At 70.8% G+C, this 16,199-nt stretch carries 14 protein-coding genes; 6 read left to right on the top strand and 8 right to left on the bottom strand.

The window, feature by feature from the left end; genetic code table 11:
- Window positions 1-47 precede the first annotated feature (47 nt).
- A complete protein-coding gene (locus EDD27_RS39785; RefSeq protein WP_127936972.1) occupies window positions 48-2,048 on the bottom strand; it encodes a HelD family protein in 2,001 nt (666 codons plus the stop codon).
- Between the two features lie 800 nt (window positions 2,049-2,848).
- Between EDD27_RS39785 and EDD27_RS39780 the strand changes: the two genes are divergently transcribed.
- Window positions 2,849-3,184: a hypothetical protein gene (locus EDD27_RS39780; RefSeq protein ID WP_127936971.1), complete on the top strand. Its 336-nt coding sequence runs from the start codon at window positions 2,849-2,851 to the stop codon at window positions 3,182-3,184.
- A gap of 235 nt (window positions 3,185-3,419) precedes the next feature.
- Here the strand turns inward: EDD27_RS39780 and EDD27_RS39775 are convergent, their stop codons facing one another.
- The 3 genes from EDD27_RS39775 to EDD27_RS39765 all read right to left on the bottom strand — a co-directional run bounded on the left by EDD27_RS39775 (window position 3,420) and on the right by EDD27_RS39765 (window position 7,048).
- Window positions 3,420-5,066 carry a DNA repair helicase XPB gene (locus tag EDD27_RS39775; RefSeq protein ID WP_127936970.1) on the bottom strand — a complete coding sequence of 549 codons (1,647 nt, stop codon included), beginning with the start codon at window positions 5,064-5,066 and terminating at the stop codon, window positions 3,420-3,422.
- Window positions 5,067-5,134: 68 nt separating this feature from the next.
- Window positions 5,135-5,491: a DUF4190 domain-containing protein gene (locus EDD27_RS39770; RefSeq protein WP_127936969.1), complete on the bottom strand. Its 357-nt coding sequence runs from the start codon at window positions 5,489-5,491 to the stop codon at window positions 5,135-5,137.
- A gap of 78 nt (window positions 5,492-5,569) precedes the next feature.
- A complete protein-coding gene (locus EDD27_RS39765; protein WP_241564506.1) occupies window positions 5,570-7,048 on the bottom strand; it encodes an AMP-binding protein in 1,479 nt (492 codons plus the stop codon).
- 314 nt (window positions 7,049-7,362) lie between these two features.
- On the opposite strand from EDD27_RS39765, the gene EDD27_RS39760 reads away from it, so the two are divergent.
- Window positions 7,363-8,079 (top strand): hypothetical protein, encoded by a 717-nt coding sequence (locus tag EDD27_RS39760; protein ID WP_127936967.1) that lies wholly within the window; start codon window positions 7,363-7,365, stop codon window positions 8,077-8,079.
- Here the strand turns inward: EDD27_RS39760 and EDD27_RS39755 are convergent.
- Window positions 8,057-10,387 (bottom strand): helicase C-terminal domain-containing protein, encoded by a 2,331-nt coding sequence (locus EDD27_RS39755; RefSeq protein ID WP_127936966.1) that lies wholly within the window; start codon window positions 10,385-10,387, stop codon window positions 8,057-8,059. The two genes, EDD27_RS39760 and EDD27_RS39755, sit on opposite strands and share 23 nt — an antisense overlap.
- Before the next feature lie 45 nt (window positions 10,388-10,432).
- Here EDD27_RS39755 and EDD27_RS39750 point away from each other — a divergent pair, with 45 nt between their 5' ends.
- A complete protein-coding gene (locus EDD27_RS39750; protein ID WP_127936965.1) occupies window positions 10,433-11,293 on the top strand; it encodes a hypothetical protein in 861 nt (286 codons plus the stop codon).
- Here EDD27_RS39750 and EDD27_RS39745 read toward each other — a convergent pair.
- Entirely contained in the window at window positions 11,286-11,903 is a 618-nt protein-coding gene (locus EDD27_RS39745; RefSeq protein WP_127936964.1) for a TetR/AcrR family transcriptional regulator, read from the bottom strand. The genes EDD27_RS39750 and EDD27_RS39745 overlap by 8 nt on opposite strands.
- A 34-nt stretch (window positions 11,904-11,937) precedes the next feature.
- A complete protein-coding gene (locus EDD27_RS39740) occupies window positions 11,938-12,333 on the bottom strand; it encodes a hypothetical protein (protein WP_127936963.1) in 396 nt (131 codons plus the stop codon).
- Window positions 12,334-12,436: 103 nt separating this feature from the next.
- Here EDD27_RS39740 and EDD27_RS39735 point away from each other — a divergent pair, with 103 nt between their 5' ends.
- Entirely contained in the window at window positions 12,437-13,054 is a 618-nt protein-coding gene (locus EDD27_RS39735; RefSeq protein ID WP_127941272.1) for an HAD family hydrolase, read from the top strand.
- Between the two features lie 89 nt (window positions 13,055-13,143).
- Window positions 13,144-13,539: a cold-shock protein gene (locus EDD27_RS39730; protein WP_127936962.1), complete on the top strand. Its 396-nt coding sequence runs from the start codon at window positions 13,144-13,146 to the stop codon at window positions 13,537-13,539.
- A 24-nt stretch (window positions 13,540-13,563) separates the two neighbouring features.
- On the opposite strand, the gene EDD27_RS39725 is transcribed toward EDD27_RS39730, so the two are convergent.
- Window positions 13,564-15,117, bottom strand: a complete 1,554-nt coding sequence (locus EDD27_RS39725) for an MFS transporter (protein WP_127936961.1) — start codon at window positions 15,115-15,117, stop codon at window positions 13,564-13,566.
- A 126-nt stretch (window positions 15,118-15,243) separates the two neighbouring features.
- Between EDD27_RS39725 and EDD27_RS39720 the strand changes: the two genes are divergently transcribed.
- Window positions 15,244-16,050 (top strand): DUF3027 domain-containing protein, encoded by an 807-nt coding sequence (locus tag EDD27_RS39720; protein ID WP_127936960.1) that lies wholly within the window; start codon window positions 15,244-15,246, stop codon window positions 16,048-16,050.
- Window positions 16,051-16,199: the final 149 nt, after the last annotated feature.

Genomic DNA, 16,199 nt, shown 5'->3' with positions numbered 1-16,199 from the left:
GAGAGCTTCCTGCTCGCCATCCTAGAAGCGGCCGTGCCCCCCGCCAGTCAGGCCGCCAGTTGGGCCGGCAGCGCCTTGTCGTGCAGGACCGTGAGCGAGGTGACCGCGCGGGTCAGGACCACGTAGAGCCGGGCCAGCCCGCGGGGTTCGGCCGCGACGATGTCCGCGGGCTCGACGACGATCACGTGGTCGTACTCCAGACCCTTGGCCAGGGTCGCCGGAACGACCAGCAGGCGGTGCTCCTCGGTGGAGTCGGGGCCGAGCACGGCGTGCGCGAGCTCGCCCAGGGCGCTGGAGACGTCGCCGACCAGCGCGTCGGGGACGATGACGCCGATCGAGCCGTCCTTCGTGAGGGTCTCCGCGGCGGCCTCGGCGACCGAGCCGCCCGGGCGCACGGAGAGCGAGCCCAGGCCGGGGCGCAGGGACTGCGGGGCGGCCAGGTCGGGGGCGATCGAGGGGAGCAGGCGGGCCGCGTAGTCCAGGATCTCGCGCGGCACGCGGAAGCCGAGCGTCAGCTCCGTCACCTCGCCCTCGCGCTGGCCCAGGTGCTGGAGCACGGACTCCCACGAGCTGGTCGACCACGGTGTCGTGCCCTGGGCCAGGTCGCCCAGGACGGTGGCCGAGCCGTTGCGGCAGCGGCGGCCGAGCGCCCTCAGTTGCATCTCGGAGAGGTCCTGCGCCTCGTCGACCACCAGGTGGCCCAGTGAGGGCGTGCGTTCCATCAGGTCGCGGAGCTCGTCCAGGAGGGCGGCGTCCGCGGCGGACCATTTGGCGGATTTCCAGCTCCGGTACGGCTTCCGCCAGATAAGCATTTCTTGCTCGTCAGGCGACAAATCGGATTTCGAGGCCTTTGCTAGAAATTCCGGATCCGAGAGCAGGCGATAAAGGACCTGCTCTGGCGTCAATTTCGGCCAGACCGCGTCCACGAGTTGTTTGACCGGCTTCGATCGGGCCACGGCGTCCTGCACCCGGTCGTCGGGCGATTCGCCGCGCTGCTCCATACGGACCAGGATCATGTGGGCCAGCCGCTGCGCCAGCGCCGCCCGGCCGGGGAGATAGCGGGTGGTGCCGCGCAGGGAGGCCACGATCTCGCGTACCTCGTAGTCGGCCACCCGGTAGCGGTAGGCGCCCTTGGTGAAGACCACGCCCTCCTCCGGCTTCACGACGTGCAGCCAGAGTGCGCGTTCGAGCACCGCCGCCATCCGGGCGTCACCCTTGACCGCGGACACCATCGGGTCCTCGGCGGCCGCGTGGTCGCCGAGCAGGCCTGCCACCGTGGTCTGGTCGACCTTGACCTCGCCGAGCGCGGGCAGCACCGAGGAGATGTAGGACAGGAACGCCCGGTTGGGGCCGACGATCATCACGCCGGACCTGGCGAGCCGCTCGCGGTGGGTGAACAGCAGGTACGCCGCCCGGTGCAGGCCCACCGCCGTCTTCCCGGTGCCCGGGGCGCCCTGCACGCACACCGTCTGGGCCAGCGTGGCGCGGACGATCTCGTCCTGGTCGGGCTGGATCGTGGCGACGATGTCGCGCATGGGGCCGGTGCGCGGGCGTTCGATCTCCTCGGTGAGGATCTTCGACGGGCCGATCTCGACCCCCTCGCCCAGGGGCTCGTCCTCGTAGGCGGTGAGGGTGCCGCCGTGGTAGCCGAAGCGGCGCCGGCGTACGACGCTCATGGGGTCCGCAGGGCTGGCCTGGTAGAAAGCGCGGGACACCGGCGCGCGCCAGTCGATGACCAGGGGCTTGCTGTGGCCGTCGTGCACGTGGCGGCGGCCGACGTAGATCGTGGTCGGCAGGTCGTCACCGGCCTCGCGGTCGAGCCGGCCGAAGAACAGCGGCGTGTCCGGGTGGTCGGCCAGCGCGGCCACCCGCTGGTCGAGGAGGGACTGGAGGATCTGTTGCGACACCCAGTCGCCGGCCGCGTCGGCGGACAGGGACTGGGCGTGGGCCCGCATGGCGGCGAGCGCGGCCCTGGATTCGGCCAGGTGGGCCTGCTCGGAGGCCAGGACGTCGGCGGGTATGTCGGGAGCCAGCTGGTGTGCGGGCATGCGGAAGTGCCTCCCTACGGAGTAACGGAGGTGGTTAAGGCAGCGAATCGGCCAGTTTAATGGCGGGCGGCGCGGGTTCCAACGCATTTAACGGGCCGCGGCGGCGGTGAGGGTCGTTCCGGCCTGGCGGACTGCCGTCCCTTGGGGAACGGCCGCCCCAACGCGCGTGCCGCCCATGGGACGGACGCAAAGCGCCGTCGCCACCCGTTCGCCCCACAGGCGTACATCGGCGCGACCGCCGCGCCCCCACGGGGTGGCACCGCCCTACGCGGGCTAGCACCGGCTCCGCATGGGGTGGGCACCGGCGCGGTCGCCGTCCCCGCGCCCTCACAGGATGGCACCCGCCCTGCGCGGGCTAGCACCGGCTCCGCATGAGCCGGGCACCGGCGCGGCCGCCGTCCCCGTGCCCCCACGGGATGGCACCCGCCCTGCGCGGGCTACCCGGCTTCGCCTGGGGCGCACCGGCGCCGCAGGGTGGAAGCGGCCCCGCACGGGAGGCACTGCATGGGCTGGCACCGGCACTGCGCGGGGCGACGCTCATCGGGCAGGGCGACGCCCACTGGGCGGGGAGCGCTCGTCAGATGGGCGGAACCACCGGACGGGACCCATCGGGCGGGGGCGATGCTCACTGGGCGGGGGAGTGCCCGTCAGATGGGCGGGACCACCGGACTGGGAACCCACCGGACGGAGGTCCGCCGGATGGGGCGGGTCCCTTAGGACGGGGTGGCGCCGACGCGGGCGCTTGGCGGGTGGTGGGGTGGGGCCGATTGCCGTGAGGGTGGGATGGGTAGGGATGGGAGGTGGCGCGGCTTCAGATCAGGTTCTCGCCGATCATCCCCACGATCGCCAGCTTCCTCCTCGCAGCGCTGTGGGGCCTGTCGGTGTTCGCGGGCTGGGGCCTGGAGGCGTTCTGCGCGGGCGGTGAGGACTCCTCCCTCTGCTCCCAGCGCCTCGGCACGGTCTCCGCGGTGTCCGGCCTGTTCGCCGCGCTCGCTGCGTGCTGTACGGCCGCCGCGTGGCTGCTCCCGTCCGCCAGGGATGACACGAGCGCCTTCGCACGGATCATGGGCGCCGGCGTGGTCTCGTGGATCGTCGCGGAGGGTGTGCTCTTCCTCGGCGGAATGCTGGTGCGGTAGGCACGACCCAGTTTCGTAACGAATATGACAGAACCCTCAGCTTTGGAACCAACCTGGGAATACCGAAAAAACCGGGCATATCAGGTGGATTTGCCGGATCATGAGGGTATGTCGGAGGCGGCGTGATAGTACGCAGGTGAGGGGGGTGGTTCGCTTGTCGACGGCCCGCGGAGTCTCGTGGACGTGACACCACGGCTGAATGCTCGGCCGCTCCGGCGAGCGGCCGGGTCATTCGTCACACGCCGTCGAGTACGTCGTCGGCGTCGATGATCGAGTACGCGTACCCCTGCTCGGCCAGGAACCGCTGCCGATGCGCCGCGAACTCCTGGTCCACCGTGTCCCTGCTGACGACGGTGTAGAACCGGGCGCCCCCGCCGTCGGCCTTCGGCCGCAACACCCGCCCGAGCCGCTGCGCCTCCTCCTGCCGGGAGCCGAACGTCCCCGACACCTGGATCGCGATCGCCGCCTCCGGCAGGTCGATGGAGAAGTTGGCCACCTTCGACACCACCAGCACCTGGATCTCCTTGTCGCGGAAGGCCTGGTAGAGGCGCTCGCGCTCCTTGATCCTGGTCTCGCCCTTGATGACCGGCGCGTTGAGGTGCTCGCCGAGCTCGTCGAGCTGGTCGATGTATTGCCCGATGACCAGCACCTGCTCGCCCAGATGCCGCCTGACCAGCGCCTCGGTCACGTGGGTCTTGGACGGCGTGGTGGCGCAGAAGCGATAACGCTCCTCCGACTCGGCCATCGCGTACGCCAGCCGCTCCTCGTCCGTCAGCGTCACGCGCACCTCGACGCAGTCGGCAGGCGCGATCCAGCCCTGGTTCTCCATCTCCTTCCAGGGCGCGTCGTAGCGCTTGGGACCGATGAGCGAGAACACGTCGCCCTCGCGCCCGTCCTCGCGCACCAGCGTCGCGGTCAGCCCGACGCGCCTGCGGGCCTGCAGGTCGGCGGTCATGCGGAAGATCGGCGCGGGCAGCAGGTGCACCTCGTCGTAGACGATCAGTCCCCAGTCGCGCGCGTCGAACAGCTCCAGGTGGCTGTAGACGCCTTTCCGCCTGGTGGTCATCACCTGGTAGGTGGCGATGGTGACCGGGCGGATCTCCTTCTTCGAGCCGGAGTATTCGCCGATCTCGTCCTCGGTCAGCGAGGTGCGCTTGAGCAGCTCGGTCTTCCACTGGTGGGCCGAGACGGTGTTGGTCACCATGATCAGCGTGGTGGCCTGGGCGTGGGCCATGGCGGCCGCCCCCACGATCGTCTTGCCCGCGCCACAGGGCAGCACGACCACGCCGGAGCCGCCGTGCCAGAAGGCGTCGGCCGCCTCCTGCTGGTAGGGCCGCAGCGTCCAGCCGTCCTGCACCAGCTTGATCGGGTGCTGCTCGCCGTCGACGTAACCGGCCAGGTCCTCGGCCGGCCAGCCCAGCTTGAGCAGCGCCTGCTTGACGTTGCCGCGGTCGCTCGGGTGCACGATGACGGAGTCGGGTCCGAGCCGCTCGCCCAGCATCGGCTGCATCTTCTTGGAGCGCAGCACCTCTTCCAGCACGGCGCGGTCGCTGGAGGTCAGGACGAGGCCGTTGACCGGGTCCTTCTCCAGCCGCAGCCGGCCGTAGCGGGCCATGGTCTCGGCGACGTCGACGAGCAGCGCGTGCGGCACCGGGTAGCGGCTGAAGCTGATCAGCGCGTCGATGACCTGCTCGGCGTCATGGCCGGCGGCGCGGGCGTTCCACAGGGCCAGCGGGGTGACGCGGTAGGTGTGCACATGCTCGGGAGCACGCTCGAGCTCGGCGAATGGGGCGATCGCCTTGCGGCATTCGTCGGCCTTGTCGTGGTCGACCTCGAGCAACAGCGTTTTGTCCGACTGGACGATGAGCGGGCCGTCGTTCACGGACTTCCTTCCTCCGGGTGACCCTTATCCAACACACACGGCGGCAGGAACAGTCCCCGATCGGGCAATCAGTCGTTGAGATATCCGCTGAGGCCGAGGAAGAGGAAGAGGGCGACCCCCAGCGCGAAGCCGAGCCCCAGCAGGACCCAGCTCCACATCACCATGGTACGTGCGCGCTCGGGCTCGTGGGGCGCCCGGCTGATCGCCAACCCGGCGAGGATCGCGCCGGGGATCCCGAAGATGTTGCAGCAGGAGACGACGGCGAGAATGTTGAGGATCAGCGAGACGATGGCGTTGGCGCTCGGCCCCTCGTGGCGCGGGGGCGGCGGGTAGCCGTATCCATAGCCGTAACCAGGGGGAGGCTGCTCACCGTAGGGGGCGCCATAAGGCTGGTACGGATGCCCCGACGGATCTTGCTGACTCATCTTCACCTCCAGACACGTCAACACTTATCACGGAATGCAGACGTGCCTGACCTCAGTTCGCAATCCTGCCATAGATCGTCAGGTCAGCCGGGCCCGCAGGGCCTTGCGGTCGAGTTTGAGCACGCTCGTGACCGGGATCGTGTCGACGAACCGGACATCCCGCGGATACTTCACCCGGCCCACCCGCTCGCGCGCCCACTCGATCAGCTCCTCGGCCGTGGCCGTGCCGCCCGGCTTGAGCTGGACGAACGCCACGACCTCCTCCCCGACGCGAGGGTCGGGGCGGCCGACCACCCCCGACATCACCACGTCGGGGTGCTGGTTGAGCGCGTCCTCGACGTCGCGCGGGAACACGTTGAAGCCGCCGCGGATGATCAGGTCCTTCTTCCTGTCCACGATGTAGAGGTAGCCGTCGTCGTCCAGGCAGCCGATGTCGCCGGTTCGCAGCTCGTCGCCGACCAGCGCGGTGCCGTCGGGATCGGTCTCGTGCTCGCCCCAGTAGCCGAGCATCAGGGACTCTCCCGACACGCAGATCTCGCCGACGTCCCCGATCTCCATGGCTTGGCCCTCGCCGTCGCGAACGGTGATCGTGTAGCCGGGCAGCGGCAGGCCGACGCTGCCGATCCGGCGCCGGCCCGGCGGGTTGAACGTGGTGACGGCGCTGGTCTCGGTGAGGCCGTACCCTTCGAGAATCTGCACGCCGGGCATCCTGCGCTCGAACTCCTCCAGCACCTCCCTGCCGAGCGGCGCGGCCCCGCAGGTGAGGAAGGCCAGGTCGGGGAGAGGGTGTGACTCCAAGGGCTCGGCCAGCAGCATCTGGAGCATGGCGGGCACGACGGTGCCGTACTGGACGCGTTGCTCGGCTGCCAGCGTGAGGAACGCCTTCGGGTCGAACCAGCGCATGAGCACGGCCTGCTGCGGCTCGGTCGCGTGCATCGAGGCGACGGTGATGATCAGCCCGTACGCGTGGGACAGCGGCACCGGCACGATCGCGCGGTTCATGCCCTCCTGATGGGACATGTCCCAGGCGTCCTTCCCGACCTGCCAGAGGCCGCGGTGGCTCAGCATGACGCCTTTCGCCTTGCCCGTGGTGCCGCCCGTGTACATGAGCGCGGCCAGGTCACCGGGGTCCCTGCGGACCGGACCGTGCTCGGCCGCCCCTTCCAGCACGGCCGTGTCAACATGGACGGGGATGTCGACGGCGGCGGCCCGTACGGTCTCCTCCAGCTCGGGGGAGGTCACGACCGCCGCCGCGCCGCTGTCGAGGAGGATGTGCCGCAACTCCTCGGCTCCGACGAGGAACACCACGGGCGTCACGACCGCGCCTGCCGCCCACAGCGCCTGGTAGATCAGCGGCACCTCCGGCGAATTGGCCATCATCACGACGACCCGATCACCGGGCCGGACCCCCGAGGCGATGAACCCCCCGCACATCCGGCGGGCCCGCTCGGCGAGCGTGTGATGGCGATGCCAGACGCCTTCGTAGAACGTCGCGTCGTGATCGTCGAAGCGGCCCCATGACTCCTCGGCCAGGCGGCCCAGCGTTTGCTCGGTCACATGCCCAACCTGATGCGAGAGGGGACGCGTCGTCAAGCCTCGACCGGCTTGACTAGTCATTGTGGATGGTGTGCTACTACACAGTAAATAGCCATAAATCCGCCTCTGCAGCGGTTCGTGTTTTCTTGTTGTGCTAGATCGTGTAAAGGTGGAAGATCTAGGGAGCGTCAGCGGCCCTGGATGCGAGGAACGCGCGAAGTGCCTGGTCAGGCGGCATGGTAACGCAGTGCAACTCCTTCGTAGAAAAAGAAGAAACTCGTTGGGTCAAGACACTTTCTGTAGGAAATCTTCTCGTTAGGCACCGAGGTGACTTCGTGACCGATACGCCTGGACCGGGCGAGATCGACCTCGACTACATAACGCCCATCAACGACCGGTTACGGGCGATGGCCCCACCGGTCACCAGGGAGCTGACCCGCCGGGAGGCCGACACTCTCCTGCGTTCCTACCTGGAGCCGCCCTGCTTCCCCGACGCCGTGCGCCGGCTGGCCGAACGTCACCTGCTCGTCCTGGTGGGCCAGGAGGAGACGGGCAAACGTCTGGGAGCCCTTGCCCTGTTGTCGCGCATGTCGCTGGCCGAGGGCACGGTCACCGTCCTGCCGCCTGGCCGGAGCGCCGCCGAGCTGCTCTCCAGGACCGAGTACGCGCCCGGGCGGGCTTACCTGCTGTATGACTGGATCATCGCCAGCACCGACAGGACCGAGCTGATCAACCTGGCCCGCAAGCTGGCCGAGCTCGGTTCATACCTGGTCGTCACCAGGAACGGCGCGCCGTCGCAGGCCGTCGAGGTGGAGCAGGCATGGGGCGCGCCCGATCCCGGTGAGCTGTTCGACCTGTGCCTGAGCACCTACGACCTGCGTGCCGGGCTGGCGCCCGAGGTGCTCGCCGGGGCCAGGGACCGGGCCCTGACCCTGACCACTCCCGCCCAGGTCGTGCGGCTGGCCGCCGGGCTGGCGCCGATCGAGCAACCGGCGGGCAGCACCCGCCCGCAGCCGGTGCTCGCCGAGCTCAGAGGCCGGCCACGCCCGTGATGCGGTGCAGGGCGAAGCGGTGGACGGCGGCCCTGGTCTCGTCGTAGGCAGTGAGGTAGCCGCCCTCCATCCTCGCCGGCTCCAGGATGCGCGAGGTCGCGTTGCCCTGCGAGTCGAGGTAGCCGATCCACACGCGCACGCCCTGCTTGATGGCCTCCTGCAGGGCCGAGATCGTGGCGGTCGCGGGCCCGCGCGGCAGCTGGCCGTTCGGGGCGTCCACGGGCTCGCGCCGCGCCAGGTGCGCCGCGTCGCCGGCCCGCAACGCGCGTACGGCCGCCGCGGCCACCTCGGGGTCGATGCCGTTGACCGCGGCCACGGCGCGGACCGGCGCCGCCGCCTCGGCGCGGCGGCTGTCGAGCTGCGAGATGATCACGTCGCCGTCGAGCGACTCGGCCACGGGCGAATACCCCATCGCACGTAGCGAGTCCACCAGCGCCGCCCTGGACGAGCGTGAGGCGATCACGGTGGGCGCGAGCCGGCGCAACCGCAACGCCGCCGAGCGGCGATCGGCGGTGATCTGGTCGAGCAGCGCGGGGTCGTCGCAGCGGATGTACGCGCTCGCGGTGCCCACGCGGATGCGCCCGTGCCGCCGCGCCACATCGCTCACCAGGTAGGACAGCGCCTGCGGCACCGGTGTGGCCGAGTGCCTGGACAACATCGCCAGCAGCTCCTCGCCCCCGTGCCCGGCGTCCAGCGCCCGGCGGACGGACCCCTCGCTGAACCGGTAGACCGTGGCCCCGCCCTTCGACTCCACGTCGGCGGTGAGCGTCATCCAGCGGTTGAGCTCGCTCGTGAGCGGTCCCGGCGCGACGGCGGTCAGGTCGGCCTGGAGCAGCACGTGGTCGACCGGCTCGGGCAGCAGCGGCGCGAGCACGCCCGCGGCGTCCCCGCCCTCGATCAGCGCCCGCCCGTGTCCGGACAACGCGCCCAGGCCGGTCACGCCGACCTGCTCGGCCTCCCGCAACGCGAACTCGGTCAGCTGCTCGCGCAGCGGGCCGCGGCGGCGCGGCTGCTCCCACGCCAGCCGTTCCAGCACGGAGTCACGCGCGGGCGCCAGGCCAGGCGCTGCCGCCAGCACGGCCAGCGTGGCGGCCCGCACGCCGGGCGCGGACGAGCGGCGCAGCTCGGTGTGCAGGGCGTTCAGCGGCCTGTCACGCTCGTCCCGCTCGCCCACCAGCCCGGGCATCCGGTCCATCTGCAGCCATGTGGCCGCCAGCGTCACCCATCGGTCCGAGGTCCCCCTGACCCGCCACAGGTCGTAGCCGGGGGTCGGCAGCCACTCGCCGTCCACCCCGCCGCCGGCCGCGATCAGCCCGGCCGCGTGCGCCACCTCCACGACGAGCGCCGCCACCCACTCGGGCAGGTCCAGCTCGCTTGCCGTGCGCTTCAGGTCCCGCACGCCGAGACCACCGGTACGCAGCACGCCCGGCGGCTCGATGCTCCACCGCTCGCACAACTCCTCGACCGACCTGACGAACGAGAACGCCTGCCCGGCCGCGGTGCGGTCGGCCAGCCCGCGATCGCGTACGGCGCCGTCGAGCGGCGGCGGCACGGCGAGCAGGCCGCGATGCACCCGCCCGCCCCGTAGGTAGAGACCGACCTCGCGGGGCAGCGTCACGCTCTCCTCGCCGGTAGCGGCCAGCAGGCCGCGGGCCAGCAGCTCCTCGATGGGGGAGCGGGCCGAGTCCCGGCGCACCTCGCGCCTGGCGTTGGGCACGCGGCCCGCCGGCGGCCCCCAGGCGAGCTGGTCGAGCGCCGCCCTGGCCTCGGGCGACACTTCCTCGACCAGCGTGGCGGGGTCGGCCAGCGCGGCCGCCAGACGTTCCTTGCCCGATCCTGCGGTGCCGGGGGCGACGTCGTCGGCCATTTCGTCGAGCTGCTCCGGCGGATGGTGCCGGAACGCGTCCACCGCCCTGGGGCCCAGCCCGGCCGGGTCCTGCAGGGCCTTGCGCACGCCTGGCCCGAGGTCGAGAGCGTCGTCGGTTCCGTAGACCAGGGCGAGATCGGCCAACCTGCCGAGCGCGGCGGACAGCGCCGGCTCGGCGTCGCCGTCCTCCAGAGCCGCGCTGACGAGCTCGCGCAGGCGTCCCTTCGGAACCGGGCCGTCCTGCACGGCGAGCGTCTCGACGACCGCGAGCGTGAAGCGGTCGAGCCGGTCGAGCGCCCTGCCGATCGCCGAAGGACTGGCCGCCCGCGACGCCAGACCCTCCAGATGAGCGGGCACCGGAGTGATCAACTCCGGACGCGCCGAGACGAGCGCCCGCAGCTGGTCGTCGGTGCGCCCCCTGATCCACTCCGTGAACTCCATCGTTGCCATGGTATGTCCCCCCTGATTGGGGCAGCATGGCTTGACGTGATAGAGCGCGCGGACCAGCTCGTGCTGAACTACGTCTCCAAGGCCGCGGACGTGGCCCACGGCGTGCTGCGGGCCGACCAGCGGCTGGACTTCTCCCGGCGGCTGCGGGCCAGGATCGAGGCCGAGCGGGGCGGCAGCCAGAACGCCCGCGAGGTGGCGAAGGTGCTGGCCAGATTCGGTGATCCGGTGGCGCTGGTCGAGCGCGAGGCACGCAGGCTGGCCCAAGCCGAGGCCGCGGCGGCCGGCGCCGACCAGAGCGGTGTTTCCGCTGGTGATCGGCGCGGGGCCGAGGCGGGTCAGGGAACGGGATCCACGATGCGTTTCCCCGCGATCGTCGACGACCGGGACACGCCGCCGGGCGTGCGGGCGTACCGGCGGATGGCCCAGGAGCGGCTCGCGAGGTCACCAGGGCGGGGCATGCCGTTCGCGGGGCTGCGCAGGGCGGCCATGGCCGGCGCGAATCCGATGACCACCGGCGGCAGGGACGCCAGGACCATCGTCAAGGAGCACCCGCGCGAGACGGCCGCCATGGTGATCCTCGTGGTGGCGGCGTTGCTGGTGCCGTTCGACCTGCCGCTGTTGGCGATCTTCCCGATCCCGCTGGTGGTGTGGGCGGGCGGCGCGGTGATGGTGCTGTTCAGCGAGAGCTGGGACCCGCGTGACCGCTTCCTCGGCGCGGGCGCGCCGCTGCTCGGCTACACGGTCGGCGGGGTCCTCGTCGGCGGCCTGCGGGTGGGGAGCGAGCCGGGGCTGAACGCGTTCCTGACGCAGTTCTGGGCGGTGAGCGGGATCATGTTCATGATCGGTACGGGGTTCGGCGTGGTCTGGCTGGCCTACCGGCTGCTCGACCTCAACTGACCGGCGCCGGACTGGGGAGCAGGCCGACCGCCAGGCGTACCCAGGCGGTGACGAACCGGTCCTTGTCCGCGTGGCCGGGCAGCTCGCCCACGGTCTCCTGGAACAGCCGGTAGTGCACGACGGCGCCGCCCAGCACCGCCGAGATGCCCGTCCAGTCGACTTCGGCGTCGCGGTATTCGGGTTGCGCGCGGAACCAGGTGACGATCGCGTCGAACATGGGCTGCAGCAGCCCTTCGCGGACGACGGCGACCAGTTCGGGGAACTGGCTCAGGTCGCGGAAGAACACCCGGGTCAGCTCGGACTCCTCGCGTACCTTGGCCAGACCCGCCCTGCACACGTGCGACAGGCGTTCCTCCAGATCCACGGAGGCCTCCATGCCGCTCAGCTCGGCCAGGCTCTCGGCCACCTGGATCCTGGTGCGGGCGGCGTGCTCGTTGATGGCCGCGGCGAGCACTTCGTACTTGGACTTGAAGTGCCTGTAGAGTCCGCCGGCGCCGGGAGACAGCCCTGAGGCGGCCTCGATCTCTGCCACGGACGTGGCGGAGTAGCCCCGCTCGGCGAACAGCCGCAGGGACTCATCGATGATCCGCTCACGGGTCGATCTGGTCATGTCTATCCTGATACCTCCGCATCGAGAGTAGTCGTCACGGAGCGGCACGGCGGATCAGGCTCGCCAGAGCGGAGCCGATGATCAACCAGACGATCGCGGCGAGGCCGTAATTGACGAGGGTCGTCCAGCGCGGTTCGGCGAGCTGGAACAAGTTGGCCAGGCCCAGGGACAGCGATGCGGCCAGCGACTCGACGAACTGATACCAGACGTTGGCGCGGTTGGCCTCGAAGACGGTGAACAGCGCGTACAGCACCAGGGAGAGCGCCGCTAACCGGGAGGCCAGCCTCACCAGAGAGGCCACGGACGACACGACACGCTGCCATGTCGTGACGGGTGACCCGAGGTGTCTCGCGGGCCTGTGCGGGCGGGCGGGGGCGGAGGAGGCGACGAGGCGGTCTCCGGTCTGCGGCGGTTTGGGGGTGTCGGCCACGGCCGCTCCTCTCCGATAAGTAATTCCTTTCTTCCCATTCCCACCATCCCACAACAAGGGCCGTTACGCGGGGTCGAGGAGGGTTTGGCATCCTGCACATGTGATGACTTCGGTGGGCTTCGACCTTGACATGACATTGGCGGATACGCGATCGGGTATCGCTGCGGTTTACGATGAGCTGTCCGTGCGTTTGGGGGTGCCCATCGACAGCGCGGCGGTCGTCTCGCGGCTGGGCCCGCCCCTGGAGGTCGAGCTGGCCAACTGGCTGCCCGCTGAGGAGGTCGCCGCGGCGGCGGAGCTGTATCGGGAGATCTATCCGGAGATGGGGGTTCCGGTGCACACCGCCATGGCGGGCGCGCACGACGCGATCGCCGCCGTACGCGCGGCCGGCGGCCGGGTCATCGTGGTGACCGGCAAGAACCAACGTGACGCCATCGGCACGGTCGAGGTGCTCGGCCTGGTCGTGGACGAGGTGGTCGGCTCGGTTTTCGGCGCGGGCAAGGGTTCGGCACTCGCGCGGTTCGGCGCGGCGGCCTATGTTGGTGACCATGTCGCGGACATCGAGGCGGCGCGTGCGGGCGGGGCCGTGAGCGTGGCCGTCGCGACCGGTCCTTACACGGTGGGAGAGCTGCGTGAGCACGGAGCCGATGTGGCGCTGTCTGATCTGACCGAATTCGCCGAGTGGTACACCGGTTGGTCCCAGCGCGACGAACTCCGGTAATTCACCGGCATTTATGCGCTCGCCCTGGCGCTCATCGGGGCATAACCTACATCCATCCAGCTTTTCGACTGTTTGAACGAGGTCCTCCTGTGCCGAGTGGCAAGGTCAAGTGGTACGACGCCGACAAGGGATTCGGCTTCCTCACCCGCGACGACGGCGGTGAGGTCTTCGTGCATTCATCCGCGCTGCCCACTGGCGCAGGCCCGCTCAAGCCCGGCCAAAAGGTCGAGTTCGGGGTCGCCGAGGGCCGTCGCGGCCAGCAGGCGCTCTCCGTCAGGATCCTGGAGCAGCCGCCGACCCTGGCCAAGCCCAAGCCCAAGGGAAAGCGGAAGAAGCCGGACGAGATGGTGGTCATCGTCGAGGATCTGATCAAGCTGCTGGACGAGATCTCGACCTCCTATCAGCGCGGCAAGCACCCGGACGCGGCGCACGCCAAGAAGATCGCCCAGGTCCTGAGGGCCGTCGCCGACGACCTCGACGCGTAGGCGCCGCACGGGCGGTCAGCCGTATCAGCCGAAAGGGTTGGTCAGCGGCTTGGTCGAGTCCAGCGTGTCGCCTGGCTGCGGGTCGAGGTCGTCTTCCTCGGCCCGCCGCGGGGCGTGCTCGCTCGCCTCGGCCCGCTGCCTGGCCAGTTTGGCGTTGGTGGCGCGTACGCGCTTGCTCCTGGCCACCAGCAGCCAGCCGAGCGCGACGGTCAGCGCGACGGCCAGCGTGACCAGGCCGGCCAGGCTGCTCCCGGTCAGCGAGAGCAGCAGCCCGATCAGGCCGCCGAACACCCAGGCGAGCTGGAGCACCGCCTCGACGACGCCGAACGTCGACGAGCGCACCTCCTCGCCGATCTCCCGCTGCACGATCGCGTCGAGCGCGAGCTTGCCCAATTCCTGCGCGAACGCCGTGATGAGGGAGATCGCCAGCGCGGCCCACAGCCCGAAGAAGATCGCGGTGACGATCGTCGTCACGACGGTCACGGCCAGCGTGATCAGCACGATCAGCTGAGGGGCGTGGTTACGCGTCCAGTTCGCCACGGCCGCGCCTGCCAGGCCGCCGAGCCCCGCCGCCGCGGCCAGCAGCGCGATCGTCTTGGGGATGTCGAAGAACGGATCCTGCGCCCATGACTGGTTCACCGCCAGCCACGGCACCGCCTTGTCCTGCACCAGGAACAGCAGGAAGAACAGCAGGAAGCCGGAGAAGACGCGGATGGCCAGGTTCGCCCAGACGGCCTCGGCGACCGCGGGGCCGACCTTGAGCAGGGTGCGCCAGCGGGACGGCTGGGCGCCCTCTTCCTCCAGGTCGGGGGAGTCGACGTGGCGCGGCAGGCGTACCGCGACGACGCCGAGCAGCAGGAAGGCCACCATCGCGATGCGCAGCACCGCCGCGCTGCCCAGCCACGCCGTCATGCCCGCCCCGACGGGCACCGCCACCCCCGCCGCGACCAGCGTGAACAGCGCCACCCGCGCGTTCGCCGACACCAGCGTGATGTCGGCGGGCAGCACGTTCGGCATGATCGCCGCCCGGGACACGTTGTAAGCCTTCGACAACACCAGCACGCCCAGCGCGCCGATGAACAACGTCGGCAGGTCGCCGGGGCCGACCGCGGCGGCCATCGCGAAACACAGCAGGCCGCGCCCGAACAACGTGCCCGCCATCACGTAACGCCGCCCCGACCTGAACCTGTCGAGTATCGGCCCCACGAACGGCGCCAGCAGCGCGAACGGCAACATCGTGATGACCAGGTAGAGAGCCACCGAGCCGCGTGCCTCGCCGACGGGCACGCCGAAGAAGACCGTGCTCGCCAGCGCCACCGTCACCAGCGCGTCGCTTGCGCTGTTGCCCGCCGACAGCTCGATCAGCCGGCCGAGCCCGGTGCGGTCGGCGCCATTGGCGTACGTCAGCCTCCGCGTGGCCTTCCCGACCTTCTGCGCGCCCTTGGCCGTGGCCTTGCCGGCCCGCGCGGTGCCGCTGGCCGTGGCCTTTCCGGCACGCGCGGTCGCGCGGCCGGCGTCGGCGACTCCTCGCCCGACGCGCCGCGTGATCTCGCGAGCTCGCTCCCAGCCACCCTCCACGCCTACCAGTCTTACCCGATTCGTCTGCCGAGACGGAGGAGGATCCCCCGTTGTGTGCCCGTCCAGGTCCGGTCATGGGTGAGAATGAAGTGTGAGCGAACAGCACCTTTCGCCGGAGGCGGTCCGATGAGCCGGACCAGGGCCCGCGTCCCCGCTCCCGACCAGGCCTGCGCGGCCGCGGTCGATCTGGCGCGCGCCGCGGCCGAGGAGCTAGCGCGGCCGGGCGAGCCCGGCGAGCACCTCGGCTATGAGAGCGAGGGCGACCGGATCGTCACCCACTACTTCGCCTGCCTCGACCGGGCCTACCACGGCTGGCGCTGGGCCGTCACGGTCACCCGTGCCTCGCGCGCCCGCAAGGTCACGGTCAGCGAGGCCGTCCTGCTGCCCGGCACCGGCGCGCTGCTCGCCCCCGAATGGCTGCCGTGGAGTGAGCGCCTGCGCCCCGGCGACCTCGGCGTGGGCGACCTGCTGCCCACCCCGGAGGACGACGACAGACTCGCCCCGGGGTTCACGGAGACCGGCGAGGACGCCGATCACCAGGCGGTTTTCGAGTACGGCCTGGGCCGAGCCCGTGTGCTCTCGGCCATTGGCAAAGACCGGGCGGCCAGACGCTGGCACTCGGGCGAGCACGGGCCGCATACGCCGATCGCACACGCCGCTCCCGCGCAGTGCTCCACCTGCGGGTTTTACTGGCTGCTCGCGGGTTCGCTGCGGCAGATGTTCGGGGTCTGCACCAATGAGTACGCGCCGGACGACGGCAAGGTGGTCGCCGCCGACCATGGCTGCGGCGCCCATTCCGAGGCCGCGGTCCTGCCGCCGCCGGTGGAGCAGGCCATCCCGATCCTCGACGACCTGGGGTATGACCTGATGGAGGAGGAAGCGGCGGCCGGGTCGGTCGACGAGTCCGGCGCCGAGGAGCTCGGGCACTCCTGACCCGGACCCGCCGCCCATGGCCCGGCCCGCCGCCCCAACAGCAGCCGCCGCCGGCGCTCGCGGGGCCGGTGGGGCTCGCGGGCCTGTTGGGACCCGCCACGGCTGGTGGGACCCGCCACGGCTGGTGGGACCCGCCACGGCTGGTGGGA

It is taken from the genome of Nonomuraea polychroma (assembly GCF_004011505.1).
GTDB classification, from domain to species: Bacteria; Actinomycetota; Actinomycetes; order Streptosporangiales; family Streptosporangiaceae; genus Nonomuraea; species Nonomuraea polychroma.
Note: the sequence above shows the minus strand (reverse complement) of the source record. Positions and strands in the feature narration are given on the sequence as shown.